This window comes from Pseudomonas massiliensis (genome assembly GCF_000826105.1).
Lineage (GTDB): Bacteria > Pseudomonadota > Gammaproteobacteria > Pseudomonadales > Pseudomonadaceae > Aquipseudomonas > Aquipseudomonas massiliensis.
Window position 1 is genome coordinate 310494 of the sequence record NZ_CCYK01000006.1, and the last position, 24636, is coordinate 335129.

At 62.4% G+C, this 24636-nt stretch carries 19 protein-coding genes and 2 pseudogenes; 11 read left to right on the forward strand and 10 right to left on the reverse strand.

Annotated elements, in window-relative coordinates:
- Positions 1–12 precede the first annotated feature (12 nt).
- Positions 13–891 (forward strand): pirin family protein, encoded by an 879-nt coding sequence (locus tag BN1188_RS07535; RefSeq protein ID WP_040260808.1) that lies wholly within the window; start codon positions 13–15, stop codon positions 889–891.
- Here BN1188_RS07535 and BN1188_RS07540 read toward each other — a convergent pair.
- Both BN1188_RS07540 and htpG read right to left on the reverse strand, forming a co-directional pair.
- Complete coding sequence (locus BN1188_RS07540) at positions 888–1622, reverse strand: dienelactone hydrolase family protein (protein WP_040260809.1); 735 nt, start codon at positions 1620–1622, stop codon at positions 888–890. The two genes, BN1188_RS07535 and BN1188_RS07540, sit on opposite strands and share 4 nt — an antisense overlap.
- 62 nt (positions 1623–1684) lie before the next feature.
- Positions 1685–3589 carry a molecular chaperone HtpG gene (gene htpG / locus BN1188_RS07545; protein ID WP_040260810.1) on the reverse strand — a complete coding sequence of 635 codons (1905 nt, stop codon included), beginning with the start codon at positions 3587–3589 and terminating at the stop codon, positions 1685–1687.
- Between the two features lie 224 nt (positions 3590–3813).
- On the opposite strand from htpG, the gene BN1188_RS07550 reads away from it, so the two are divergent.
- The gene (locus tag BN1188_RS07550; RefSeq protein ID WP_040260811.1) at positions 3814–4083 is read left to right on the forward strand and encodes a hypothetical protein; all 270 of its coding nucleotides are present in this window, start codon (positions 3814–3816) and stop codon (positions 4081–4083) included.
- A 61-nt stretch (positions 4084–4144) separates the two neighbouring features.
- Here the strand turns inward: BN1188_RS07550 and BN1188_RS07555 are convergent, their stop codons facing one another.
- Together BN1188_RS07555 and brnQ are read right to left on the reverse strand one after the other, a co-directional pair.
- Complete coding sequence (locus BN1188_RS07555) at positions 4145–5116, reverse strand: aspartate aminotransferase family protein (RefSeq protein WP_040260812.1); 972 nt, start codon at positions 5114–5116, stop codon at positions 4145–4147.
- Between the two features lie 84 nt (positions 5117–5200).
- A complete protein-coding gene (gene brnQ, locus BN1188_RS07560; RefSeq protein WP_040260813.1) occupies positions 5201–6517 on the reverse strand; it encodes a branched-chain amino acid transport system II carrier protein in 1317 nt (438 codons plus the stop codon).
- A 293-nt stretch (positions 6518–6810) separates the two neighbouring features.
- On the opposite strand from brnQ, the gene BN1188_RS07565 reads away from it, so the two are divergent.
- Positions 6811–7029, forward strand: coding sequence for a hypothetical protein (locus BN1188_RS07565; RefSeq protein ID WP_040260814.1), 219 nt, complete (start codon positions 6811–6813; stop codon positions 7027–7029).
- 99 nt (positions 7030–7128) lie between these two features.
- Here BN1188_RS07565 and dnaQ read toward each other — a convergent pair whose 3' ends face one another.
- From dnaQ to BN1188_RS07580, 3 genes are read right to left on the reverse strand one after another with little or no spacing between them, the layout of a single operon-like run.
- The gene (gene dnaQ / locus BN1188_RS07570; protein WP_040260815.1) at positions 7129–7872 is read right to left on the reverse strand and encodes a DNA polymerase III subunit epsilon; all 744 of its coding nucleotides are present in this window, start codon (positions 7870–7872) and stop codon (positions 7129–7131) included.
- Between the two features lie 53 nt (positions 7873–7925).
- Positions 7926–8375 carry a ribonuclease HI gene (gene rnhA, locus BN1188_RS07575; RefSeq protein WP_040260816.1) on the reverse strand — a complete coding sequence of 150 codons (450 nt, stop codon included), beginning with the start codon at positions 8373–8375 and terminating at the stop codon, positions 7926–7928.
- A 28-nt stretch (positions 8376–8403) separates the two neighbouring features.
- The gene (locus BN1188_RS07580) at positions 8404–9162 is read right to left on the reverse strand and encodes a class I SAM-dependent methyltransferase (protein ID WP_040260817.1); all 759 of its coding nucleotides are present in this window, start codon (positions 9160–9162) and stop codon (positions 8404–8406) included.
- A gap of 74 nt (positions 9163–9236) precedes the next feature.
- On the opposite strand from BN1188_RS07580, the gene gloB reads away from it, so the two are divergent.
- The 8 genes and pseudogenes from gloB (at position 9237) to fabI (ending at position 19474) form a co-directional block, all read left to right on the forward strand.
- Positions 9237–10016, forward strand: a complete 780-nt coding sequence (gloB, locus tag BN1188_RS07585; protein WP_040260818.1) for a hydroxyacylglutathione hydrolase — start codon at positions 9237–9239, stop codon at positions 10014–10016.
- 98 nt (positions 10017–10114) lie between these two features.
- Positions 10115–11536, forward strand: coding sequence for a lytic transglycosylase domain-containing protein (locus tag BN1188_RS07590; protein WP_040260819.1), 1422 nt, complete (start codon positions 10115–10117; stop codon positions 11534–11536).
- Between the two features lie 107 nt (positions 11537–11643).
- A pseudogene (locus tag BN1188_RS07595) lies at positions 11644–13158 on the forward strand (extracellular solute-binding protein); the annotation flags it as partial.
- A gap of 123 nt (positions 13159–13281) precedes the next feature.
- A pseudogene (locus BN1188_RS07600) lies at positions 13282–14956 on the forward strand (extracellular solute-binding protein); the annotation flags it as partial.
- Complete coding sequence (locus BN1188_RS07605; RefSeq protein WP_040261406.1) at positions 14956–16029, forward strand: microcin C ABC transporter permease YejB; 1074 nt, start codon at positions 14956–14958, stop codon at positions 16027–16029. The pseudogene BN1188_RS07600 and the gene BN1188_RS07605, both read left to right, overlap by 1 nt.
- The gene (locus BN1188_RS07610) at positions 16029–17048 is read left to right on the forward strand and encodes an ABC transporter permease (RefSeq protein ID WP_040260820.1); all 1020 of its coding nucleotides are present in this window, start codon (positions 16029–16031) and stop codon (positions 17046–17048) included. Before BN1188_RS07605 ends, BN1188_RS07610 begins: the two co-directional genes overlap by 1 nt.
- Position 17049: 1 nt before the next feature.
- A complete protein-coding gene (locus BN1188_RS07615) occupies positions 17050–18660 on the forward strand; it encodes an ABC transporter ATP-binding protein (RefSeq protein WP_040260821.1) in 1611 nt (536 codons plus the stop codon).
- A 19-nt stretch (positions 18661–18679) separates the two neighbouring features.
- Entirely contained in the window at positions 18680–19474 is a 795-nt protein-coding gene (gene fabI / locus BN1188_RS07620) for an enoyl-ACP reductase FabI (RefSeq protein WP_040260822.1), read from the forward strand.
- 132 nt (positions 19475–19606) lie between these two features.
- Here fabI and BN1188_RS07625 read toward each other — a convergent pair whose 3' ends face one another.
- From BN1188_RS07625 to lon, 3 genes are all read right to left on the reverse strand, one after another.
- Positions 19607–21481, reverse strand: coding sequence for a SurA N-terminal domain-containing protein (locus BN1188_RS07625; RefSeq protein WP_040260823.1), 1875 nt, complete (start codon positions 21479–21481; stop codon positions 19607–19609).
- A gap of 149 nt (positions 21482–21630) precedes the next feature.
- Positions 21631–21903: an HU family DNA-binding protein gene (locus BN1188_RS07630; protein WP_040260824.1), complete on the reverse strand. Its 273-nt coding sequence runs from the start codon at positions 21901–21903 to the stop codon at positions 21631–21633.
- A 221-nt stretch (positions 21904–22124) separates the two neighbouring features.
- A complete protein-coding gene (lon, locus tag BN1188_RS07635) occupies positions 22125–24521 on the reverse strand; it encodes an endopeptidase La (RefSeq protein ID WP_040260825.1) in 2397 nt (798 codons plus the stop codon).
- Positions 24522–24636: the final 115 nt, after the last annotated feature.

Genomic DNA, 24636 nt, shown 5'->3' on the forward strand with positions numbered 1-24636 from the left:
CGTGGAGCCTGTATGTCCATCGCCCAGGTAATCGCCCCTCGGCAGGAAAGCGTCGGCGGCCAGCCGATTCTGCGCCCCCTGCCCTCTGCCCAGTGCCGCAGCGTCGGCCCATTCGTATTCTTCGACTACATACTGCCGCACCCCTATGCACCGGGAAGCGGGATGAACATCGCCCAGCATCCACATATCGGACTGTCCACCCTCACCTATCTTTTCGAAGGCGAGTTGTTGCACAAGGACAGCCTGGGCTCGGAGGAGCGCGTCAGGCCCGGCGAGGTCAGCTGGATGACCGCCGGAAGGGGCATAGCCCACGTGGAGCGGACCCCGGATGATCTGGTCCAGTCGGGAAGCACCCTGCACGGTCTACAAGTATGGCTGGCAATGCCTAAGGCCAAGGAGAAAGGGACGCCGAGCTATTACTATTTCGAAGCGGACGAACTTCCCAGCCGGGAAGAAGACGGCGTGCGCCTGACCATGGTCGCTGGACACGGTTTTCGGCTTATCTCTCCAGTGCCCGTGCTCTCCCCTACCCTGTACGCCATTGTCGACATGGCGCCGGGAAGCACGCTGCTGATACCGGATGAACACGCCCAGCGCGCGGTTTTCCTGTTGGAGGGCGATGCTCGTCTAGGCAGTGAACCGTTGCAGGCCCATAGCCTGACGGTACTGGAGGAAGGCGTGGAGAGCAGCCTGGCCAGCCCGATTGGCGCACGCCTCGCGCTGATTGGGGGCGCCCCGCTGGATGGTCCAAGGCGGATGAACTGGAATTTCGTAGCCAGCGACACTACCCTGATCGAGGAAGCACGCGCTCGCTGGGCCGTGGGAGACTGGCCGCAGGTACCGGGAGAAGCCGGGCGCATCGAGCTGCCCGGCCCTGGCCGCCGCGATTAAAGCTGCGGCTGGAAGACTTCGGCGAACAGGTTGTACATCGCCTGGAAGGCCCTGTCGGAGATCTTCTTGTCGTACATCTGCTTGCCCGGGTTGTTGGCCTCTGGGTCAGTGAACGAATGGTACGCGCCGCCGTAGCTGATCAACTGCCAGTCTACCTTGGCCGCATTCATTTCTTCGACGAACGCTGGCAACTGTTCCTTGGGCACCAGCGGGTCGGCGTCGCCGTGCATGACCAATACCGCGCCCTGAATGTCGTTGGCGTCCGCCGGGTTCGGGGTATCCAGGGTGCCATGGAAGGACACTGCCGCTTTCAGCGGCGCGCCATCGCGGGCCAGTTCCAGTGCACAGCAGCCGCCGAAGCAGAAGCCAAAGCTGGCCAGGCTCGCCTTGTCCACGGTCGCGAAGCTTTGCGAGGTCAGTTGCTCGAGCGCCGCCTGCATACGTGTACGCAACAGACCGCGATCATTCTTCAAGGGCATCATGGCCGCAAGGGCCTGATCGGCGTCCTGAGGACGCACCGCCTGGCCATACAGGTCGGCCAGCAGCACGACATAACCCTGGGACGCCACAGCGTGGGCAATACGTTCGGCGCCTTCGCTGACGCCCATCCAGTTCGGCGCCATGACCAGGCCCGGACGCGGGGACTTGATATCGGCGTCGAAAACCAGGCGGCTTTCGAAGGCGACCTTGTCTATCGAGTAAACCAACGACTCAACAGTGATGTTGCTCATGGATGGCTCCTGGTTGCCCCAAAAAAGAAGCCCGCCGTAGGCGGGCCTCACACATACAAGCGTTAAGCTGACAACTCGATCAGCAGCTTGTTCAAACGACGCACGTAGGCAGCCGGATCCTTGAGGCTATCCCCAGCGGACAGCGCGGCCTGGTCGAAAAGAATATGCGCGAAGTCGGCGAAGCGGTCTTCGTCCGGCTCGTGGTCGAGCTTGTCCACCAGCGGGTGGCTGGGGTTGAACTCGAAGATCGGCTTGGTATCCGGTACTTTCTGCCCGCTTGCCTCCAGAATCTGGCGCATCTGCAGGCCCATGTCGTTCTCGCCGATGGCCAGGATCGCCGGCGAGTCGGTCAGGCGATGGGAAACACGCACCTCGCTGACGCTATCACCCAGGGCAGTCTTCAGGCGCTCTACCAGGCCCTCCTTGTCCTTGGCGATGGCTTCCTGGGCCTGCTTGTCTTCCTCGCTGTCGAGCTTGCCAAGATCCAGGTCGCCCCGGGCGACGTCTACCAGGGCCTTGCCGTCGAACTCGGTCAGGTAGCTCATCAGCCACTCGTCGATGCGATCGGTCAGCAACAAGACCTCGATGCCTTTCTTGCGGAAGACCTCCAGGTGCGGGCTGTTCTTGACCTGGGCATGGCTTTCGCCGGTGAGGTAGTAGATCTTGTCCTGCCCTTCCTTGGCCCGCGCCAGGTAATCGGCCAGGGAAACCGACTGCTCGCCACTGTCGTCGTGGGTAGAGGCGAAACGTAGCAGACCGGCGATCTTTTCCTTGTTGGCGAAGTCTTCGGCCGGGCCTTCCTTGAGGACCTGGCCAAAGTTCTTCCAGAAGGCCTTGTACTGCTCAGGCTCGTTCTTGGCCAGCTTCTCCAGCATGTCCAACACGCGTTTGGTCAGGGCCGACTTCATGGAATCGATTACCGGGTCTTTCTGCAGGATTTCCCGGGAGACGTTCAGGGACAGGTCATTGGAATCCACCACACCCTTGATGAAGCGCAGGTACAGCGGCAGGAAGGACTCCGCCTGGTCCATGATGAACACACGCTGCACGTAAAGCTTCAGGCCGCGCGGGGCCTCACGGTGGTAAAGGTCGAATGGGGCGCGGGCCGGCACATACAGCAGCGAGTTGTATTCCAGCTTGCCTTCGACCTTGTTGTGGCTCCAGCTCAGCGGGTTCTCGAAGTCATGAGCGATGTGCTTGTAGAACTCCTGGTATTCCTCGTCCTTGATCTCAGTACGTGGACGAGTCCACAGGGCGCTGGCGCGGTTGACCGTTTCCCAGGCCGGTTCGGAGGCCTCCTCGCCTTCGGCGGCGGCCTTCTCCTGAGGCAGCTCGATGGGCAGGGCAATGTGATCGGAGTATTTCTTGATCACGTTGCGCAGGCGCCAGCCGTCGGCGAAGTCGCTTTCGTCAGCCTTCAGGTGGAGCACGATGCGGGTTCCGCGCTCGGCTTTTTCCACGGTGGCGACTTCGAACTCACCCTCGCCCCGAGAGGACCAATGCACGCCTTCGCTGGCGGGCACGCCAGCGCGGCGGGTAAATACCTCGACCTGGTCAGCGACGATGAAGGCCGAGTAGAAACCGACACCGAACTGACCGATCAGGTGCGAGTCCTTCTTCTGGTCGCCGGTCAGGTTCTTCATGAAGTCAGCGGTACCGGACTTGGCAATGGTACCCAGGTGAGCGATCACTTCGTCACGGCTCATGCCGATGCCGTTGTCATCGATGGTGACGGTCCTGGCGTCCTTGTCGAAGGTCACGCGAATGCGCAGGTCCGCGCCGCCTTCCAGCAGCTCGGGCTTGGACAGGGCTTCGAAACGCAGCTTGTCGGCGGCGTCGGACGCGTTGGAAATCAGTTCCCGCAGGAAGATTTCCTTGTTGGAATACAGGGAATGAATCATGAGGTGCAACAGTTGTTTCACCTCGGTCTGGAAGCCCAGGGTTTCCTTTTGAGTTTCCACACTCATCTATTCGAACTCCGATACGGGTTGCACAAGCCGCGAGGCGGCGCGAACTGCCCAGCCAGCGGGCGGGATGTGCAGCAGATGGGGGCAGCGCGAGGAATTTCAAGTCAGCGAGCCGGTTCCGGCAAACCCTTGACGGCAAAGGACCTCCCCAAGCGTCGGAGGAACTTAACCTGTTCCGCTGCGCTCGAAGCCACGTGATGATCATCCATAAGGAGAAACACCCCATGCAAAAGACTTTCGCCTACGCCTTGATGCTGGCTGCCACCCTCGGCCTGGCCGCCTGCGACAACGCTTCGGACAAGGCCAAGGATGCCCAGGAGCATAAGGAGAACGCTCAGCAGCAGATGGAAAAGGCTCAGGAGCACGCTAACGACGCTGCCAAGGAAAACGCCAAGGCCAACCAGGACGCCGCTGAAGCCCAGCAGAAAGCGATTCAGGAAAGCACCCCGGCCAACGGCAACGCGCCAGCCCCTGAAGCGACTCAAAAGCAATAAGCCGCTTTTCCCCGGCCTGCCCTGCCACGCCCGGCTCCTAGGTTCCTACCTGGGCCGGGCGTCAATCCAGAGCAAGGTACACCGCCTCGATCAACCGCCCCATCTCCTCTGCCCCGTAGCGCTGGTCCAGCGGCAATGGCAGAAGGCAGCGCGCCCAATCGACAGCCGTCGCGCAGGCTCCCTGGGCTTCCAGTACATCCCGCCAATAGGTAGCGACGTAGATACGCTGCCGCGCCAACCTTGCCCGGACAACGTCAGTCTGCGCCGCGTCGCCTAGCAATAGCGGGTAGCACAGTGGTGCGCCATCGAAATCCGGCGCAATTGTGAACCTGTTCAACGACTCGAAGGCTGCCTGCAACAGGCGCAGGTTGGCCCGTCGGCGATCGGCTACCGTCGCGTAATCGACCGCGCCGAGCAGACGCTCGGTCAAGGGCGACATACCGGTCATCCCCTCTTCGCGAATGCCCCGTTCAACCTCTACATAGCTGCTGTACCAGGCTTCCGGGCCATCTTCCAGACGTCCGGCCAAGGCTCTTAAGCGTTCCTGGCTGCGACCTGCCTGAAGCGGCGCCAACCCCGACGGCGGATTGACCAGCCAGCCGCCATCGGGCACGCCAAGAAACTTGCGCGGTGAATAGAGCGTGGGCACCCCCGCCAGTGGGGAGCTGAACAAGGCCTGGGCGTGATCCGCGATCAGGCTGGCCCCCAGAGTAGAGGCCAATGCATGCATGGTGGTCGCCTTGTAGCCGAAATAGTCGACATACAGCAGCCGCTCGTCGGCCTCCAGCGTCGGTATCTCCCGAGGCTGCAGTTGATCATCGAGGCCATAGCGATACAGCTCCACCCCGCTGCGCTGCGCGGCATCGACCATGGTTGCGCAGGTGTACCAAGGCAGGTGCAGGCGGCGAATATGGACGTGCCGCAACAATGCCTCGAAAGCATAGCGGGCGCTGTTATATCCGAGGGCCGCGTCGTACAGCGCGCGGGGTGGCGGGGTTTCGAGCTGGAAAAAACCACCGATGGCGTCTTGCATTGCACCTCCCTGGCGCCGGCTATGGCCGGATTGCCAGGGAGGGTAGCACTCGCGCGGTGCCGGGGTAAGGCCCCGACGCAGGGCTCAGCTCTCGGAGCGCACCGTGGCGCCATTGAACAGGCGGTCGCAAGCGACGGCGATCGCCAGGACTGCCACCGAGGGGATCAGCCAGGCCAGGTTCTGCTGGCTCAGGGGCAAGTCAGCCAGCACCGGCGGAAGCTGGGCAGCCCAGGGCGTGGCTTTGAAGGCATCGATGCAACCGAACAAAAACGCTACCAGGGTCACGGGCGCGACCACCGCCATGGGCGAGCGCCAGAGATTCTGCACGAAGCTGAGCACCACCAGCACGATGCAAGGCGGATAGATGGCGGTGAGAATCGGGATTGACACCTGGATCAGCTTGGTCAGCCCGAGGTTGGAAACCAGGAGCGAGAACGCCGCCAGCAGCAGTACCAGCGTCCGATAGGACAGTGGCAGCAGGCCGCTGAAATACTCGGCGCAGGCGCAAGTCAGCCCCACGGCCGTGACCAGGCAGGCCAGGGAGATCAGTACCGCCAGGAACAGGCTGCCCAGATCGCCGAAGGTGTTCTGCACATAGGCATGCAGCACCACCGCGCCGTTGCTCGCGCCGGCGGCGATGGAATGGCTACCTGCGCCCAGGCGGAACAGACTGACGTAGACCAGGATCAGGCCCAGGCCGGCGATCAGGCCGGCAATGACCGCGTAGCGGGTCACCAGGCGCGGGGACTCGATACCCCGGGAACGGATGGCATTGACGATCACGATGCCGAACACCAGCGCCCCAAGGGTATCCATCGTCAGGTAGCCGTTGATGAAGCCCAGGGAGAAGGGCGCGTTCTGGTACTCGACCGTCGCCTCGCCCACTGGCCCGGCCGGCAGCACGAAGGCGGCGATGCCAAGGATGGCCAGGGCGATGATCTTCAGCGGCGCCAGGAATCGACCGACCGTATCCAGTAGGCGACCCGGGTAGAGCGAAACCAGGGCGACAACGGCGAAATAGACGAGGCTATAGACGAAGAGCGCCCAGGGGCTGTCTCCGGTGAGCGGCGCCAACCCGACGGTGAAGGACACCGTGGCAGTGCGTGGCGTTGCGAACAGGGGCCCCACGGCCAGGTAGCACACCACGGCCAGGGCAATGCCCGCGGCGCGCCCAAGAGGCGAGCTCAGCACATCGATGCTGCCGCCGACCTTCGCCAGGGCGATCACGGTCAGTACGGGAAGGCCTACCGCGGTAACCAGGAAACCCAGGGCCGCCAGCCAGACGTCCGGGCCGGACTGTAGGCCGACAATGGGAGGGAAGATGATGTTGCCAGCACCCACAAAGAGTGCGAATGTCATGAAACCAAGTGCCAGGATGTCCTGGCTTTTAAGCACTTTCATTTAGCGAGACCATACTGCAGACGAACGAAGGAAGGGGAATTCCCGCAGGGTCGAGGGGAAGAAACTACCGGGTATGGCAGATGCTTTCGAGCCGCCCTTGTGGGGCAGCTGGAAAGGGCGTGCAGAATACCGAAAACTCGGCGCCAATGCACTGACTCAGGGCGCCGACACGACCGACGCACAAGGTGCGGGCACTTTGATGAACTACAAAATTTTTACCGGATGTAAACTCGGAAGCACTCCGAGGGTCTATGCTTGACTCAGTTGTGCCGCACCGCTCGGAGGATGTAACCATGGCAGCAGAATTGGTGGCCCAGTTTCACGCGCGGGACGCCGAAGGGCGGGTGTATCCGGTCCATGAATTTCAGGAAGCGTCGGTACTGGCGAACGATGGCCATGCACAGGGCCCGCTGGTAACTTACCGGCTCGCTATTGGAGACCGGGTCAACTACCTGGGCGATAACCGTTTCATGCTGGTGCAGAGCGGCATCGAGATCGTTCGTATTCCCTGAAACGCACATGGCGGGATAGCGAAGCCGAAGACTCCAGCCTGGCCTTCATGGCGCCTCCATGGCGCCTCCCTAGCTCGCCCGCCTTCCATGGGCGGCCTCCTAGGCCTCCTGAGGCCATAGCGCCGGCGCGCCAGCCGCCTTGGCGATCCGCTCCAGATGAGCCATGTGCGCCTGCAGTTCGGCTTCTGTCGCCAGGATAACCCTCCCTGGTGCGCGACTGGCCGACAGGCGGCGGACTGGGCTTCCCTGCGCTTGCCCACCATCCCCGTCATCAGCGTTGCCCGCCAGGGACAGGCTGGTCTGCCCTCCCGTCATGGCCAGGTACACATCGGCCAGCAGTTCGGCGTCGAGCAAGGCGCCGTGCAGCGTACGCTCGCTCAGGTCGATCCCGTAGCGCTTGCAGAGCGCGTCCAGGTTGTTCCGCTGTCCCGGATGGCGGGCTCGCGCCAGGCCGAGGGAGTCGACGATGGTACAGTACTGGCTGAGGTCGGCGCGATCCGCCTGGCCAAGCAGCGCGAACTCGTTGTTCAGGAAGCCGACGTCGAAGGCCGCGTTATGGATGACCAGGGTCGCGCCCTGAATGTATTCGTAGAATTCGTCCGCCACGTCGGCGAAACGTGGCTTGTCCCGAAGGAATTCCGAAGTGATGCCGTGGACGGCAATGGCCCCCTCGTCGCTTTCGCGATCCGGTTGCAGGTAGATGTGGAAATTGCGTCCGGTCAACCGCCGCCCCACTACTTCGACGCAGCCGATCTCCAGCACCCGATGGCCATCGGTCACGGGCATGCCGGTGGTTTCGGTGTCGAGCACCACGATTCTGCTGGAAGCTCTTTCGTCAGCCATTTGCCTTGATCTTTACAGGAATTACAGCGGCACAAGGTAACACAGCCAGGGGTTCACCGGGCGAGCCGGCGCACGTCCTCCACGCCGCGGTTGGCCAGGGCATCGGCGCGCTCGTTGCCATGATGGCCGTTGTGCCCACGTACCCATTGCCAGGTCACGACGTGCCGAGCCACCTGGGCGTCCAGCGCTTGCCAGAGGTCGGCATTCTTCACCGGTTCCTTGGCCGCGGTTTTCCAACCGCGCTTCTTCCAGTTGGGCATCCACTGCTGGATCCCCTTCATCACGTACTCCGAATCGGTAACCAGAGTCACCTGGCAGGCACGCTTGAGCTCTTCCAAGGCACGGATGGCCGCGGTCAGCTCCATCCGGTTGTTGGTCGTTGCGGTTTCACCGCCCCAGAGTTCTTTCTCGACACCTTTGTACACCAGCAGGGCGCCCCAGCCGCCGGGGCCGGGGTTACCCTTGCAGGCACCATCGGTAAACACTTCGACAACATCGTTCATTGTTCAGCCTGTACTCACTTGGGAAGCTTCACTGGCCTCCGTCACGCCGATTGAGCTTGGCCAGCGGCAACGGCAGCAGCTTGCCCATCGGTTCGCGCCGCGCCTGGCGCAGCGGTCGCAGGCCCACCACCAGCTTGCGCGCCACCAGCACGTAGAACCCACCGCCCGCGCTTTGCCAGCGCCCGGCAAGCTGCTCCCAACCGGCCATGCGCGCTTGCCAGGCTGGCGAGGCCAGCGGCGGACAATAGCATCCGAAACGCTTCTTCTCCAGCGCGAAGCCCAGCAGGTTCAGCCAGTCGCCAACCCGAGAAGCAGAGATGCAACGAGCCTTGCGCAACGCCCCCTTGGCGAACAGACGGCGCGCGCCCCAGGGGCTCCAGGGGTTGATGCCGACAATGACCAGATGTCCCCCAGGCCGTACCGCCTGGGCCGCTTCGCGCAAGAGCCCATGGGGAGACAGACAGAAATCCAGCCCATGTTGAAGCACCACCAGGTCCGCGGCATGTTCGCCCAGGGGCCAGGCTTGCTCCTCGCAGACGATCTGCACACCTGGCAAGGGTGCTCCCAGCCTGACGTGGTGCTGGATTCGCGCCGCCACCGGGGGCGCATCGGCATGCGGCCCATAATGCACCAGGTAGCCGCCGAAGAACTTCTCCAGCTCGGCGCAGAGCACGGCATGCTCCTCGCGCAGCAACAACTGCCCCACCGGGCTGGCGAACCACTCCCGGGCCTGGGCGATAAGTTCGACCCATTGCTGATCCGCCTGCGCGAACGGCTTGTCTGTCATTGTCGCTCCTCCCGGTTTCAACCAGGCTTGTCCGGGCCTACTATGGGTTCAACTTACCGCCTGGCGAACACCCCATGATACAGATCACCGCCCTTCCCGCCTTCTCCGACAACTACATCTGGCTGCTGCGGGACGAGCAACACCGCCGCTGCGCCGTGGTGGACCCTGGCGATGCCGCCCCGGTGGAGCGCTGGCTCGACGCCAACCCGGCCTGGACCCTGAGCGATATCCTGGTGACCCACCATCATCATGATCATACAGGCGGCGTGGCCGCGCTCAAGGCCAGGACAGGGGCCAGGGTATATGGCCCAGCCACCGAAACCATCCCGGCGCTGGACACCGCCCTCGAGGACGAAAGCCGCCTCGACGTACTGGGCCTGGAGCTGCGTGTGCTGCTGGTGCCTGGTCATACAGCCGGGCACATCGCCTATGTTCACGACGCCCCTGACCAGCCCCTGGTGTTCTCGGGCGATACCCTGTTCGCCGGGGGCTGCGGGCGCCTGTTCGAAGGCACGCCGGAGCAGATGCACCGGTCCCTGGCCCGGCTCGCCGCCCTGACCGACGAAACCCTCGTCTATTGCGCCCATGAATATACCCTGAGCAACCTGCGCTTCGCCCGGGAAGTGGAACCAACCAACGACGCCCTGGCGACCCGCTTCGCCGAAGTCACTGCGCTGCGCAATAGAAACGCGATCACCGTGCCCAGCAACCTGGCGATGGAGAGAGCAACCAATCCCTTCCTAAGGGCCGGTGAAACATTAATTAAAGAAAAAATGCAGGAGCGTGCTGGCGCCGTGTTAGACAGCGAAACCGCGGTATTCGCGGCGATCAGGGCATGGAAGGATCACTTCTGAGCACGATCTTGCAGTAATGGAATGTTCACAGAGGTTGACCGGCCTACCCCCCCTTTCTAGAATCGCCGCACATTTTTGCCCGGATAACCTCGCCGCCAATGTCGCCCTACAGCCCCGCTACCCCGTTCCGCCCTCGCGCCCTTACCCGATTGGGCCAGGCCATCGCCCTGGCCATGACGGCCGCGCTGGTGGGCTGCCAGAGCGCGGCACAGGTGGACAGCGGCCCGGCGCCGGCTCCTGCCACGGCAACCTTGAAGCGAGCCAAGCCCAAGCCGATCTTCCAGGTGGAGCACGACAAGCGCCAGCCCCAGGACCTCTGGGCCCGCATGCGCGATGGCTTCCAGCTGCAGGAAGGGATCGACGTCAACCCGCGGGTGGAGCAGCAGCGGCTGTGGTTCGTCAGCAACCCGGATTTCCTGCTGACTTCCGCCGACCGGGGCAGCCTGTACCTGCACTACATCGTCGAGCGTCTGGAAGAGCGCAACATGCCGCTGGAGCTGGCATTGCTGCCGGTCATCGAAAGCGCGTACAACCCCATGGCGCTTTCCCGAGCCAATGCGGTCGGGTTGTGGCAGTTCATCCCTTCCACGGGGCGCTACTTCAACCTGCGGCAGACCAACCTCTACGACGGTCGCCAGGATGTCACCGCCTCCACCAATGCGGCGCTGGACTATCTCGGCAAGCTCCATGACATGTTCAACGGCGACTGGCTACTGGCCCTGGCTGCCTACAACGCGGGCGAAGGCACGGTCAGCCGCGCCATAGAACGCAATGAAAGACTGGGCCTGCCCACCGACTACTGGAACCTGCCGCTGCCCCAGGAAACTCGGGATTACGTGCCCAAGTTGCTGGCCCTGTCGGAGGTGGTCTCCTCGCCCGAAGCCTATGGCGTCGCGCTGGAGCCTATTGCGAACCAGCCCTATTTCAAGATCGTGGAAATCAACCAGCGCCTCGACCTGGCCCGGGTCGCCGCCCTGGCCGACATCGACGAGGACGAGCTCTATCAGCTCAATCCCGCCTTCAAGAAACGCATCACGCTCGATCGCCCGCAACATCTACTGGTGCCCACGGCCAAGGCCAAGTTGCTGGCCGACAGCCTTTCGTCCATGAAACCCGAAGAGTTGCTCAGCCTGCGCCCCAGGCAAGTGGTCTTCGAACAGGTCGCGAGCGCGGCGCCCAGCCCGCGGCGCAGTTACAAGGTGCGCCGCGGCGACAACCTCGGCACCATCGCCAGGGCCAACAAGGTCAGCGTGAGCGACCTGCAGCGCTGGAACAAGCTGACCGGCAAGCATCTGAAGCCCGGGCAACTGCTGGTCCTGCAGGGCGGCGCTGGCGGCAACTCCGCCACCAGTGGGGATGCATCCCGTCGTAGCACCCGCTATACGGTGCGCAAGGGAGATTCCTACTATCTGGTCGCCAAGCGGTTCAAGGTACAGCCCCAGCACCTCAAGCGCTGGAACCCTCGGCTGGGCAAGGCCCTGCGTCCAGGGCAAACGCTTACCGTCTACGTCGATCGCTGATCCCCGGCGCTCCTGATCGCAGCGGCTGACCACTAGCGAGCGATTTCTGTCGAGGCTCTGCAGACTCTGTTAATGTACCGCCTGGCCACTTGTGAACCCGTGACCTGATGCGCGTCCTACCCTTCCTTCTTCTTGGCCTGGCCTGCTCGGGCCCCGCCCTGGCCATGCGTATAGAGAGCCATGGCTACGCGCAATTCGGCGCATTGAAATATCCGCCCAGCTTCACCCATTTCGACTGGGCCAACCCTGAAGCCCCGAAGGGGGGCACCTTGCGCATCATGGCCGAGGGCACCTTCGACACTCTTAACCCCTATACCCTGAAGGGCACCAGCCCTGCTTCCACCGGCAACTTCCTGCAATACGGCATCAGCGAGCTGAGCGAGCCGCTGATGGTCGGTACCGGTTCCTACTCGCCTTCCGGTGACGAACCCACCTCCAGCTACGGCTTGATCGCGCGTTCCGTGGAGTATGCGGACGACCGCAGTTGGGTCGTGTTCAACCTGCGGCCCGAAGCCCGGTTCAGTGACGGCCAGCCTGTCACGGCAAGCGATGTGATTTTTTCCTACGAGACGCTGCTCAGGCAGGGCCATCCGCAATACCGCACCAGCTTGCAGGAAGTACAACGGGTCGACCGCCTTGGCCCCTACCGCGTACGCTTCGTCTTCAAACGCCGGGGTAATCCTCTGCTGATCCTGCGCCTGGGTGAAATGCCGGTGCTTGCCCGCCACTATTGGCGCCACCGTGATTTCCAAGCCACCACCTTCGACCCACCGGTCACCAGCGGGCCCTACAGGATCGTCCAGGTCGTGCCGGGCCGCCGCCTGGTATTCGAACGCGTACGCCAGTGGTGGGGCCGTGATTTGCCGGTCAACCGTGGCAAATACAACTTCGATCGAGTAGAGGTAGAGTTCTACCGGGACAGCAAGGTCGCGTTCGAAGCCTTCAAGGCAGGTGAATTCGACATCTACATCGAGCACCAGGCCAAGAACTGGAGCAACGGCTACCATTTTCCCGCCGTGGCCGAGGGTCGCGTGATCAAACGGGAGATTGCCCACCGGATCCCCACGCAGACCCAGGGCCTGTTCTTCAATACTCGCCGCGCGCGCTTCAGCGATTTACGGGTACGCCAGGCCCTGGGCATGCTGTTCGATTTTGAGTGGACCAACCGCACCCTGTTCAGTGGCGCCTATCGACGTGCCCTGAGCTACTTTCCCAACAGCGACTTCAGCGCCAGCGGGTTGCCTGCTCCCATGGAGCGGGCGCTGCTGACGCCTTGGCAGGAACGCTTGCCACCCGGACTCTTCAGCGAGCCTTTCAGCCTACCCCAGACCTCCGGAGATGGCATTCCCCGCGCGACCTTGCGCGCCGCCATGGGCTTGCTGGCCGAAGCCGGCTGGGATTACCGCGACGGCCAGTTACGCAACCATGCCGGCCAGCCATTGCAGCTGGAGCTGCTATTGGTCAACCCGGCCCTTGAACGCATACTTGAGCCCTACAGGGAAACACTGGTCCGTATTGGCGTCGATGCCCGCCTGCGAACCGTGGACCGTGCTCAGTACAAGCAGCGCCTGGATCAATTCGATTTCGACATGGTACTGATGACCCTCACCCAGACGCTCAGCTCCCATGGAGCGGGCGCTGCTGACGCCTTGGCAGGAACGCTTGCCACCCGGACTCTTCAGCGAGCCTTTCAGCCTACCCCAGACCTCCGGAGATGGCATTCCCCGCGCGACCTTGCGCGCCGCAATTTCCAGTCATTCCCGTACGTCAACCCGGACCCCCCAAGGGCGGTACCTTCCGCCGCGCGGCCATCGGCGTTTGACAGCCCCAACCCCCTCCACAAACAGGGGCGTACCCGCCAGTGGCCTTGAGCAGATATACGACACCCTGATGGTGCAAAGCCTCGACGAGCCCATGACTGAATACGGCCTGGTAGCCGAGCGCATCGAGAAAGCACCCGACAATACCTGGGTTCGCTTTTACCTCAGGCCCGAGGCCCAGTTCCACGACGGCCATCCCCTGCGTGCGGAAGACGTGGCGTTTTCGTTCGATACCCTGACTAACCAGGGCGCGCCTTTCTACCGTAGCTACTATGCCGACGTTGCCCAGGTCGTGGTCGAAACGCCCCTGCGTGTGCTGTTCAGGTTCAAGAATGGCGATAACCGGGAGTTGCCTTTGATCCTGGGGCAATTGCCGGTACTGCCCAAGCATGCCTGGGAGGGCAAGGACTTCCAGCGCGGCAACCTTGATATCCCATTGGGCAGCGGGCCGTACCGCGTGGCCGCGGTGCAGGCGGGACGATCCGTTCGCCTGGAGCGTGTCGCGGACTATTGGGCAAAAGACCTTCCCGTGAACCGGGGCCAGTACAATTTCGACAATCTGGTATATGACTACTACCGGGACTCAACCGTAGCCCTGGAAGCCTTCAAGGCGGGACAATTCGACTACTGGCAGGAGATGGTGGCCAAGAACTGGGCCACGGCCTATGACATTCCCGCGGTAAAAGAAGGCCGTCTGGTACGCGAGGAAATCCCCAATGGCAGCCCCACGGGCATGCAGGGTTTTGTCTTCAACCAGCGGCGCTCCATTTTCCAGGACGTACGGGTGCGTCGGGCGCTCTCGCTGCTGCTGGACTTCGAATGGACCAACAAGCAGTTGTTCTACGGGGCGTACAAGCGCAACGCCAGTTTCTTCGAAAACTCGGAAATGGCTGCCCAGGGGCTGCCTGATGCCGCTGAGCTGAAGATACTCGAACCGCTACGGGCCCAGCTCCCTGTCCAGGTGTTCACCGAGCAGTGGCGCAACCCGGTCACCGATGCCAGCGGCGTGGTTCGCGACCAGCAGCGTGAGGCCTACCGCTTGCTTCAGGAGGCGGGATGGCGGATCGAAGGCGACCGCATGCTCGATGCCGAAGGCAAGCCCGCGCAGATCGAGTTCCTTATCGTGCAACCGGATTTCGAACGAGTACTGTTGCCTTACAAGCGCAACCTCAAGGACTTGGGCATCGACCTGGTGCTGCGTCGGGTAGACATGTCCCAGTATGTCAATCGGCTGCGCTCCCGGGATTTCGACATGATCGTGGCGGGTTTCCCACAGTCGCCCTCTCCAGGTAACGAGCAGCGAGGCTACTGGACCAGCGAGGCCGCGGACAATCCGGGCAGCCGCAATTTCATGGGGCTCAGGGACCCCGCTGTCGATCGCCTGGTGGACGGCCTGATCAACGCGGATTCGCGCGCCAGCCTGGTGACTCACGCGCGCGCCCTGGATAGAGTGCTGCAGTGGAACGCGATCCTGATCCCCAATTGGTACATCGATACCTGGCGCGTGGCTTACTGGAACCGTTTTGCCCATCCGGCCACGCCTCCACGGTATGACATCGGGGTTAATACCTGGTGGACCAAGCCCGAGGGGGCCAAATGATGCTCGCCTACGTTCTGCGCCGGCTGTTGCTCATCGTGCCGACCCTGTTCGGCATTCTCATCCTCAATTTCGTGATCATCCAGGCCGCGCCGGGAGGTCCGGTAGAGCAAATGATCGCCAAGCTTGAAGGCCTCGACGGAGCCACCAGCCGGGTCGCTGGCGGCGGCGCCGAAGTGTCCGTGGCCGGCTCCAATTACCGGGGGGCTCAAGGGCTAGACCCAGCACTGATCGCCGAAATCCAGCGCATGTATGGGTTCGACAAGTCAGCGCCGGAGCGGCTGTGGATCATGATCAAGAACTACGCCCGGCTGGATTTCGGCGAAAGCTTCTTCCGCGACGCCAAGGTCACGGATCTGATCCTTGAGAAAATGCCCGTCTCCATTTCGCTGGGCCTGTGGAGCACCCTGATCATGTACCTGGTGTCGATACCGCTCGGTATCGCCAAGGCCACCCGTCACGGCTCGGCCTTCGACCTGTGGACCAGCTCGGCCATTGTGATCGGTTACGCCGTGCCAGCATTCCTGTTCGCCATCCTGCTGATCGTGGTCTTTGCCGGCGGCAGCTATTTCCATTGGTTTCCACTGCGCGGGCTTACGTCCAATGACTTTGACCAGTTGACCCTGGGCGGCAAGGTACTCGACTATTTCTGGCACCTGGCCCTACCCATCACCGCGCTGGTCATTGGCCATTTCGCTACCATGACCCTGCTGACCAAGAACAGCTTCCTCGATGAAATCGGCAAGCAGTACGTCGTCACTGCCCGGGCCAAGGGGCTGAGCCGGCGTCGAGTGCTCTACGGGCATGTCTTTCGCAATGCCATGCTGCTGGTGGTGGCCGGGTTCCCTTCGGCCTTCATCGGCATCTTCTTCACCGGCTCGCTGTTGATCGAAGTGATCTTCTCCCTGGACGGCCTGGGCCTGATGAGTTTCGAAGCGGCCATCAACCGGGACTACCCGGTGGTCTTCGGCACCCTGTTCATCTTTACCCTGCTAGGGCTGGTAGTGAAGCTCATCGGCGACCTCACCTACACCCTGGTAGACCCCCGTATCGACTTCGAAGGCAGGAAACACTGATGGCCCTCTCTCCCCTAAACCGGCGAAGGCTGCAGCGTTTCAAGGCGCACAAGCGCGGCTGGTGGTCGCTGTGGCTGTTCAGCGCGCTGTTCGTGCTCAGCCTGGGCGCCGAATTCATCGCCAACGACAAGCCTCTGGTCATTCATATGAACGACGCCTGGTACTTCCCCGCCTTCAAGCGCTATCCGGAAACAGCATTCGGCGGCGAGTTTCCCCTGGAGCCCAACTACAAGAGCCCCTATGTGCGTGAGCTGCTCGAGCGCCAGGACGCCTGGGCCCTATGGGCGCCCATCCCCTTCAGCTACCAGAGCATCAACTATGATCTGAAGGTCCCCGCCCCTGCGCCGCCTTCCCGACAAAACTGGCTGGGTACCGACGACCAGGGCCGCGATGTGTTGGCGAGGGTCATCTACGGTTTCCGGATTTCCGTGCTCTTCGCGCTTACCCTTACCCTGCTCAGCTCGGTGGTGGGCATACTCGCCGGCGCGCTCCAAGGGTTCTATGGGGGCTGGGTCGATCTGGCCGGCCAGCGTTTCATTGAGATCTGGTCCGGATTGCCAGTGCTCTACCTGCTGATCATCCTGGCCAGCTTCGTACAGCCCAACTTCTGGTGGCTGCTGGGCATCATGTTGCTGTTTTCCTGGATGAGTCTGGTGGACGTGGTACGTGCCGAGTTCCTGCGTGGACGCAACCTGGAATACGTTCGCGCCGCGCGCGCCCTGGGCATGGGAGACGGCGCCATCATGTTCCACCACATCCTGCCCAACGCCATGGTGTCGACCATGACCTACCTGCCGTTCATTCTCACCGGGGCGATTGGCACACTGACCGCGCTGGATTTCCTCGGCTTTGGCCTGCCCGCCGGATCGCCTTCCCTAGGCGAACTGGTCGGCCAGGCCAAGTCCAATCTGCAAGCACCGTGGCTGGGCCTTAGCGCGTTCGCCGTGCTGGCCCTGATGCTGAGCCTGCTGGTGTTCATCGGTGAGGCGGCGCGTGATGCGTTCGACCCAAGGAAATAGCATGGACGCACCTACCCTTCTCGAAATTCGCGACCTGGCGGTGGATTTCCACGATGGTCAACAGTCGCAGCGCGTCGTCAGCGATGTCAGCTTCAGGATCGCCCCTGGTGAAACCCTCGCCCTGGTGGGGGAAAGCGGCTCCGGCAAGTCGGTCACGGCACACTCGATCCTGCGCCTGTTGCCCTATCCCATCGCCAGCCACCCCCAGGGGCGTATCCTCTACCGTGGGCAGGACCTGCTTCATAGCTCGGAACGCCAGTTGCAGCGCATCCGAGGCAACCGTATCGCAATGATCTTCCAGGAGCCGATGACGTCCCTCAACCCCTTGCAGCCTATCGAGAAGCAGATCGCTGAAGTCCTGGCGCTGCACAAAGGGTTGGTCGGCGAAGCGGCGCGGTCACGCATCCTGGAGTTGCTTGCGCTGGTGGGAATTCCAGAGCCGGCGCGGCGTCTGCGCGCCCTGCCTCATGAGCTCTCGGGGGGCCAACGACAGCGAGTGATGATCGCCATGGCTCTGGCCAACGAGCCCGACTTGCTGATTGCCGACGAGCCCACCACGGCGCTGGATGTCACCGTGCAATTGAAGATCCTCGATCTGCTGAAGGACCTTCAGGCCCGATTGGGCATGGCCATGCTCCTTATCAGCCATGACCTCAACCTGGTCAGAAGAATTGCCACCCAGGTATGTGTCATGCAGCGCGGTCGGATCGTCGAACAGGCAACGTGTGAGCAATTGTTCCGACAGCCGAGCCACCCATATACCCGGGAATTGCTCGCCGCGGAACCTGTGGGGCGCCCGGCTGACAGCCTCGCGGCGACGCCTTTGCTGGAAGTTCGTGACCTTAAGGTCTGGTTCCCGGTGCGAAAGGGTATCCTCAAACGTACCACGGACCACATCAAGGCCGTGGATGGTATCGGCTTTTCCCTGCCCAAGGGGCAGACCCTGGGGGTGGTAGGCGAAAGTGGGTCGGGCAAGTCCACTCTTGGCCTGGCGATACTGCGCTTGATCCAGAGCCAGGGGAGCATTCGCTTTCACGGCACTGAGCTGCAAGGGCTGGCTCGCCGGGAGGTACGGCCGCTGCGGCGAGAGCTGCAAGTGGTCTTTCAGGATCCGTTCGGCAGCCTCAGCCCGCGCATGAGCATCGGCCAGATCATCGGCGAGGGGCTGCGGATACACGGCCTCGGCACGGCCGAGGAGCAGCAGGCAGCCATTATCGCCGTGCTCAAGGAAGTGGGCCTGGACCCGGAAACGCGTCACCGTTACCCTCACGAGTTTTCCGGGGGCCAACGGCAGCGGATCGCCATTGCCCGGGCCCTGGTGTTGCACCCGGCGCTCATCGTGCTGGATGAGCCCACCTCCGCGCTGGACCGTACGGTGCAGCGGCAGGTTGTGGAATTGCTACGTTCGTTGCAGGCCAGGCACGGCCTGACGTATTTGTTCATCAGCCACGACCTGGCCGTGGTCAAGGCCCTGAGCCATCAGTTGGTGGTCATGAAGCAGGGCCGGGTCGTAGAACAAGGGGAGGCAGCGGCGATCTTCGCCGCGCCGAAACACCCCTATACCCAACAGTTGCTGGAAGCAGCCTTCCTGGCCCCGGCGACTGTCGATTAATGAGAAGAGGAACGAACACATGGGTTTTCTCGCCGGTAAGCGCGTATTGATCGTCGGTGTCGCGAGCAAGTTGTCCATCGCATCGGGCATTGCCGCAGCCATGCACCGCGAAGGTGCGGAGCTGGCTTTCACCTACCAGAATGAAAAGCTCAAGGGGCGCGTCGAGGAATTCGCCACGGGCTGGGGCTCCAACCCTGAACTGTGCTTCCCTTGCGACGTGGCGAACGACGAAGAGATCGCCAAGGTATTCGAAGCCCTGGCCCAGAAATGGGATGGCCTGGATTGCATCGTGCATTCGGTCGGTTTCGCTCCCGGCGACCAACTGGACGGCGACTTCACCAGCGCCACCACCCGCGAAGGCTTCCGGATCGCCCATGACATTTCCGCCTACAGCTTCGTGGCGCTGGCCAAGGCTGGCCGGGAGATGATGCAAGGCCGTAACGGCAGCCTGCTGACCCTGTCGTACCTGGGCGCCGAGCGCACGATGCCTAACTACAACGTGATGGGCATGGCCAAGGCCAGCCTGGAAGCGGGCGTGCGCTATCTGGCGCGCAGCCTGGGCCCGGAAGGCATCCGCGTCAACGCCATCTCCGCCGGCCCTATCCGCACCCTGGCCGCGTCCGGCATCAAGAACTTCCGCAAGATGCTCGATGCCAACGAAGCCCAGACCCCTCTGCGCCGCAACGTAACCATCGAGGAAGTGGGCAACGCGGGCGCCTTCCTCTGCTCGGACCTGGCCTCTGGCGTCAGCGGCGAGATCATGTACGTGGACGGCGGCTTCAACACCACAGCCATGGGTGACCTGACCGAGTAACGGACAGACGCTCACGAAAAAGGCCGCGAAAGCGGCCTTTTTTGCAACTGTACCGAGAGCGGATCATTCTGAGGCGGCGGACATCGTCTGGAACGATGGAGTGACGCCTGCGCGTCACCCCTGACGCCTGGCTCAGTACCGCTTCACCTCGGCCTTTTCCTGCAACAAGGCCCGATAGGCCGCGAAGTCCATCTGGCCCTGGCGAGACGCCAGCGCGCGACGGAAAGTCGCCTTTTCCTCGTCGGTCGGCGCGGCGCCTTCGTTCACCCCATTGAGGCGCAGTACTACCAGGCTACCGTCACGCAAGGCGACGCTAGCAAAGGTCGGCTTGCCCTTGTCCGCGGGCTTGGGCATCTGGAATACCGCATTGAGCACGGTAGGGTCGATGCCATCCTGGGTACGGTTGGCCGCTTCGACGGTTTTCCACGTCTGGCCGTTCTGTGGCGCGGTCGGGGCTGCCTTGCCATCACGCAGGCTAGCGACGAGCGCGTCACCCTGGGTTTTCACCGCTTCGGCCGCCCGCTCACGGGCCAGTTCCTGGCGAATGGGATTGGCTACCGCCTCCAGGGCCAGTTGGGTGGGCTTGCGGTGTTCCTTGACGCGAACCACCACCGTGGTGTCCGGATCCAGCTCGATAGCGCTGCTGTTGGCGCCCTCCTCGAGCACTTCCGGGCTGAAAGCCCCCTGGACCACCGCACGGTTGGCGGTGATGCCCTGTGGCCCGCCCTCGCGACCGAAGGGTTCGGAAGTCTGTACGGTCAGGCCAAGGTCCTGGGCCGGCTGGCCAAGGTCGGACGCTTCGAAAGCGGAATCCTCCAGCTTCTTGCTGGCTTCCACATAGCGCTGCTCGACCTGACTGCTCTTGAGTTCCTGGGTGAGCCTGTCCTTCATGCTGGCGAAGGTCGGCACCTGCGGGGCTTCCACACCGAGCAGCTTGATCAGGTGGTAGCCGAACTGGGTGCGCACCGGCTGTGAGACTTCATCAGGCTTGAGTGCATAGAGCGCGCCCTCGAAGGCCTCGTCGTAGACACCCTTGCCAGCATAGCCCAGGTCACCGCCATTGGCAGCCGAACCGGGGTCCTGGGACGTTTCCTTGGCCACCTTGGCGAAGTCCTCGCCCTTGGCCAGGCGCTGCTGGATTTCGGTGATGCGCGCCTTCGCCTGCTCGTCACTGACCTTGTCATTGACCTCGACCAGGATATGGGCAGCGCGACGCTGCTCGGCCAGGTTGCCGATCGCTCTCTGATACTGGGCCTGGAGATCGGCATCGCTGACCTTGACCTGGTCGAAGAAGGCCGACTTCTTGAGCTCGATGTAGTCGATGACCACTTGGTCGGGACTCATGAACTCCTTGGCATGTGCATCGTAGTAAGCCTTCACGTCATCATCGCTGACCTTGATGGCGCTTGGGTCGGCCTTGAGCGTGAGGCTGGCGAAATCCCGGGTCTGCTTCGTGAGCTGCGCATAGGCGGACACCTGGTCGTCAGTGACGAAGCTGCTGGCAGCCAGGCCGGCGCGCATCTGCGTGATAAGCATTTCCTCTGCCAGCACCTGGCGGAATTGCAGGCGGGAGAAGCCTAGCTGACGGATGTACTGATCGAAACGTTCGGCGCTGAACTTACCGTCCTGCTGGAACTGAGGCGCGAGCAGTATCTGCTGGTCCACTGCTTGCTCGGAGAAGGCGAAGCCCGCGTCACGGGCACCCTGCAGAAGCAGCTTGCGGTCGACCAGGCCCTTGAGGGCAGCCTCGCGCAGCATCTTTTCATCGAGCAACGACGGGTCGAATTCCCGCCCCAATTGCTCCATCAACTGCCGGCGCTGCGTTTCCACGGCCTGACCCAGCTCGGCCTGGGTGATGGTGTCACCGTTGACCTTGGCGGCATCCTGGCTATGGCTGGTCGCGCGGAAGATCGCGTCGAACCCCGTCAATGCCATGAGCACGACAATGACGCCGATGATCGTCTTGGCAATCCACCCTTGTGAATTGTCCCTGATGTTTTGAAGCATGCTTCCCCCAGCAACGGCCAGTTACCACTCGACCGCCCAGAACTCCATATGAAAAAGGCGCATCCGAGGATGCGCCTTCTCGTTACCTGCGCAACAACAGTGCTGATCGGGCGAGACCCCAGGTCAGGCCCGGCCCTGCCTGACGCCGGTCAGTTGACCGCGTCCTTGAGGTTCTTGCCCGGCTTGAAGCCAGGGATTTTCGCCGCGCTGATCTTGATGGCCTTGCCAGTCTGGGGGTTGCGCCCGGTACGCTCGGCGCGCTCCTTGACCTGGAAGGTACCGAACCCTACCAGCACCACGGGATCGCCATTCTTCAGAGCGCCAGTGACGGACTCGATCACAGCGTCCAGTGCGCGACCTGCAACGGCTTTCGGGATATCCGCGGATGCGGCGATGGCATCGATCAGTTCCGACTTGTTCAATCTAAGTCCCCTTATGTCTGTCTATTTTGGTTATTTCTGAATAATTCTTCCGGGTCTCGTACCAACGAGACCCGGGCTGAAACGGGTGCCGGACACGCCGCCGACCAAAAAGAGCCGTTGACCCCAACGGCCCGGAATCCTGTCAATGAGCCTCACCCCACGAGTGGCCAACACGGCTTCCTGGAGTGGGCCAGCGAGCTTACCGCAATCCTGTACAAGCCTTAATGCGTGCTGACGCGCTCCTTGGCCTCAGCGTCGCGCTTGTCATCCTTTGCAACTATCTCGGGAGCCACGTCGGGCAAGGGCTCCGGGGCGTATTGCAGCGCAATTTGGAGGACCTCGTCAATCCATTTGACAGGCTTGATCTGCAGATCCTGCTTGATGTTATCGGGAATTTCCTTGAGGTCGCGCACGTTTTCCTCAGGAATGATCACGGTCTTGATTCCGCCCCGGTGAGCGGCCAGCAGTTTTTCCTTCAGCCCGCCAATGGCCAGCACTTGGCCACGCAGGGTAATCTCCCCGGTCATGGCCACATCCGCACGTACCGGAATTCCCGTAAGCGCCGACACCACGGCGGTGCACATGCCGATACCCGCGCTTGGGCCGTCCTTGGGGGTAGCCCCTTCCGGCATGTGGATATGGGTATCGCGCTTCTCATGGAAGTCCAGCGCTATGCCCAGGCTCTTGGCGCGGCTGCGCACCACGGTGAGCGCGGCGGTGATGGACTCGCCCATCACGTCGCCCAGGGACCCGGTCTTGATCAGGTGGCCCTTGCCGGGCACCACGGCGGCTTCGATAGTCAGCAGTTCACCACCGACCTGGGTCCAGGCGAGGCCGGTGACCTGGCCGACCTGGTCTTCCTGCTCCGCCAGGCCATAGCGGAACTTGCGCACGCCCAGCAGCGCTTCCAGCGACTCGGGCGTCACCTTCACCGCAACCTTCCTGGCCTGGGCGTGATCCTTGACCACCTTGCGGCAGATCTTGGCGACCTGGCGCTCAAGACTGCGCACGCCGGCTTCCCGGGTGTAGTAACGGATGATGTCGCGGATGGCCTGGGTGTCGATTTCCAGCTCGGTCGCCTTCAAACCGTTGGCCGTTACCTGCTTGGGAATCAGGTAGCGGGTCGCGATGTTGATCTTCTCGTCCTCGGTATAGCCGGGCAGCCGAATGACTTCCATCCGGTCAAGCAGTGCCGGCGGGATGTTCATCGAGTTGGACGTGCACAGGAACATCACGTCGGAAAGATCGTAGTCGACCTCCAGGTAATGGTCGTTGAAGCTGTGATTCTGCTCCGGGTCGAGCACCTCCAGCAGCGCCGACGCTGGGTCGCCACGCATGTCGCTGCCCATCTTGTCGATTTCGTCGAGCAGGAACAGGGGGTTGCGCACGCCGACCTTGGTCATCTTCTGGATCAGGCGCCCCGGCATGGAGCCGATGTAGGTACGCCGGTGGCCACGGATTTCCGCTTCATCGCGAACACCGCCCAGGGCCATGCGCACGAACTTGCGGTTGGTGGCATTGGCAATGGATTCGGCCAGGGACGTCTTGCCCACGCCAGGCGGCCCAACCAGGCAGAGCACTGGCCCGCGAATCTTTTTCACACGCTTTTGCACGGCGAGGTATTCAAGGATACGTTCCTTGACCTCTTCCAGCCCGTAATGGTCAGCATCGAGAATCTGTTCGGCCCGGGCCAGGTCCAGGCGAACCTTGCTCTGGGCTTTCCACGGCACCTGGGCCAGCCAGTCGATGTAGGAGCGCACCACCGTGGCTTCGGCGGACATGGGCGACATCTGCTTGAGCTTGTTGAGCTCGGCATTGGCCTTGGCCAGGGCTTCCTTGGGCAGGCCCGCCGCCTCGATACGTTTCTTGAGCTCCTCGACCTCGTTATGCCCCTCGTCGCCATCCCCCAGCTCTTTCTGGATGGCCTTCATCTGCTCGTTGAGGTAGTACTCGCGCTGGCTGCGCTCCATCTGCTTCTTGACCCGGCCACGGATGCGCTTCTCGACCTGGAGCAGGTCAATTTCCGCATCGAGCAGGGCCAGCACACGCTCGACCCGTGTTCCCAGGTCGACAATTTCGAGGATCTCCTGCTTTTGCTCGATCTTCAGGGCCATATGCGCGGCCATGGTGTCGACCAGGCGCCCTGGCTCATCGATGCTGTTGAGCGAGGACAACACCTCGGCCGGGACCTTCTTGCCCAGCTGAACATACTGCTCGAACTGGGAAAGCAGGCTACGCACGAACACCTCGGCTTCACGATCGGCCACAGTGCTTTCGTCGATCAGGCCGACCTGGGCGCGAACATGGCCCTCGACCTCGGTGAAACGCTCGACAGCGCCGCGCTGCTCGCCCTCGACCAGCACCTTGACCGTGCCGTCGGGCAGCTTGAGCAATTGCAATACGGTGGCTACGGTACCTACCCGGTACAACCCATCCTTGCCGGGGTCGTCGTCGCCGGGATTACGTTGGGCCAGCAGAAGAATCTGCTTCTCGCCCGCCATCGCGGCCTCGAGGGCCTCGATGGACTTCTCGCGTCCCACGAACAGTGGGATCACCATATGCGGATAGACCACCACGTCACGCAATGGCAGGAGAGGCAATTCGATGGTCGTCTTCATGGTTTCGCCTCTTCAGCGGCCTGGCGCCGCTCACAGATGAAATAAGCCTGAGGCTAATCTTGGGGTAGCCTCGGAAAAAAACAAGCAGAGTGCCTGAACAAAGAAAGGGCCCGAA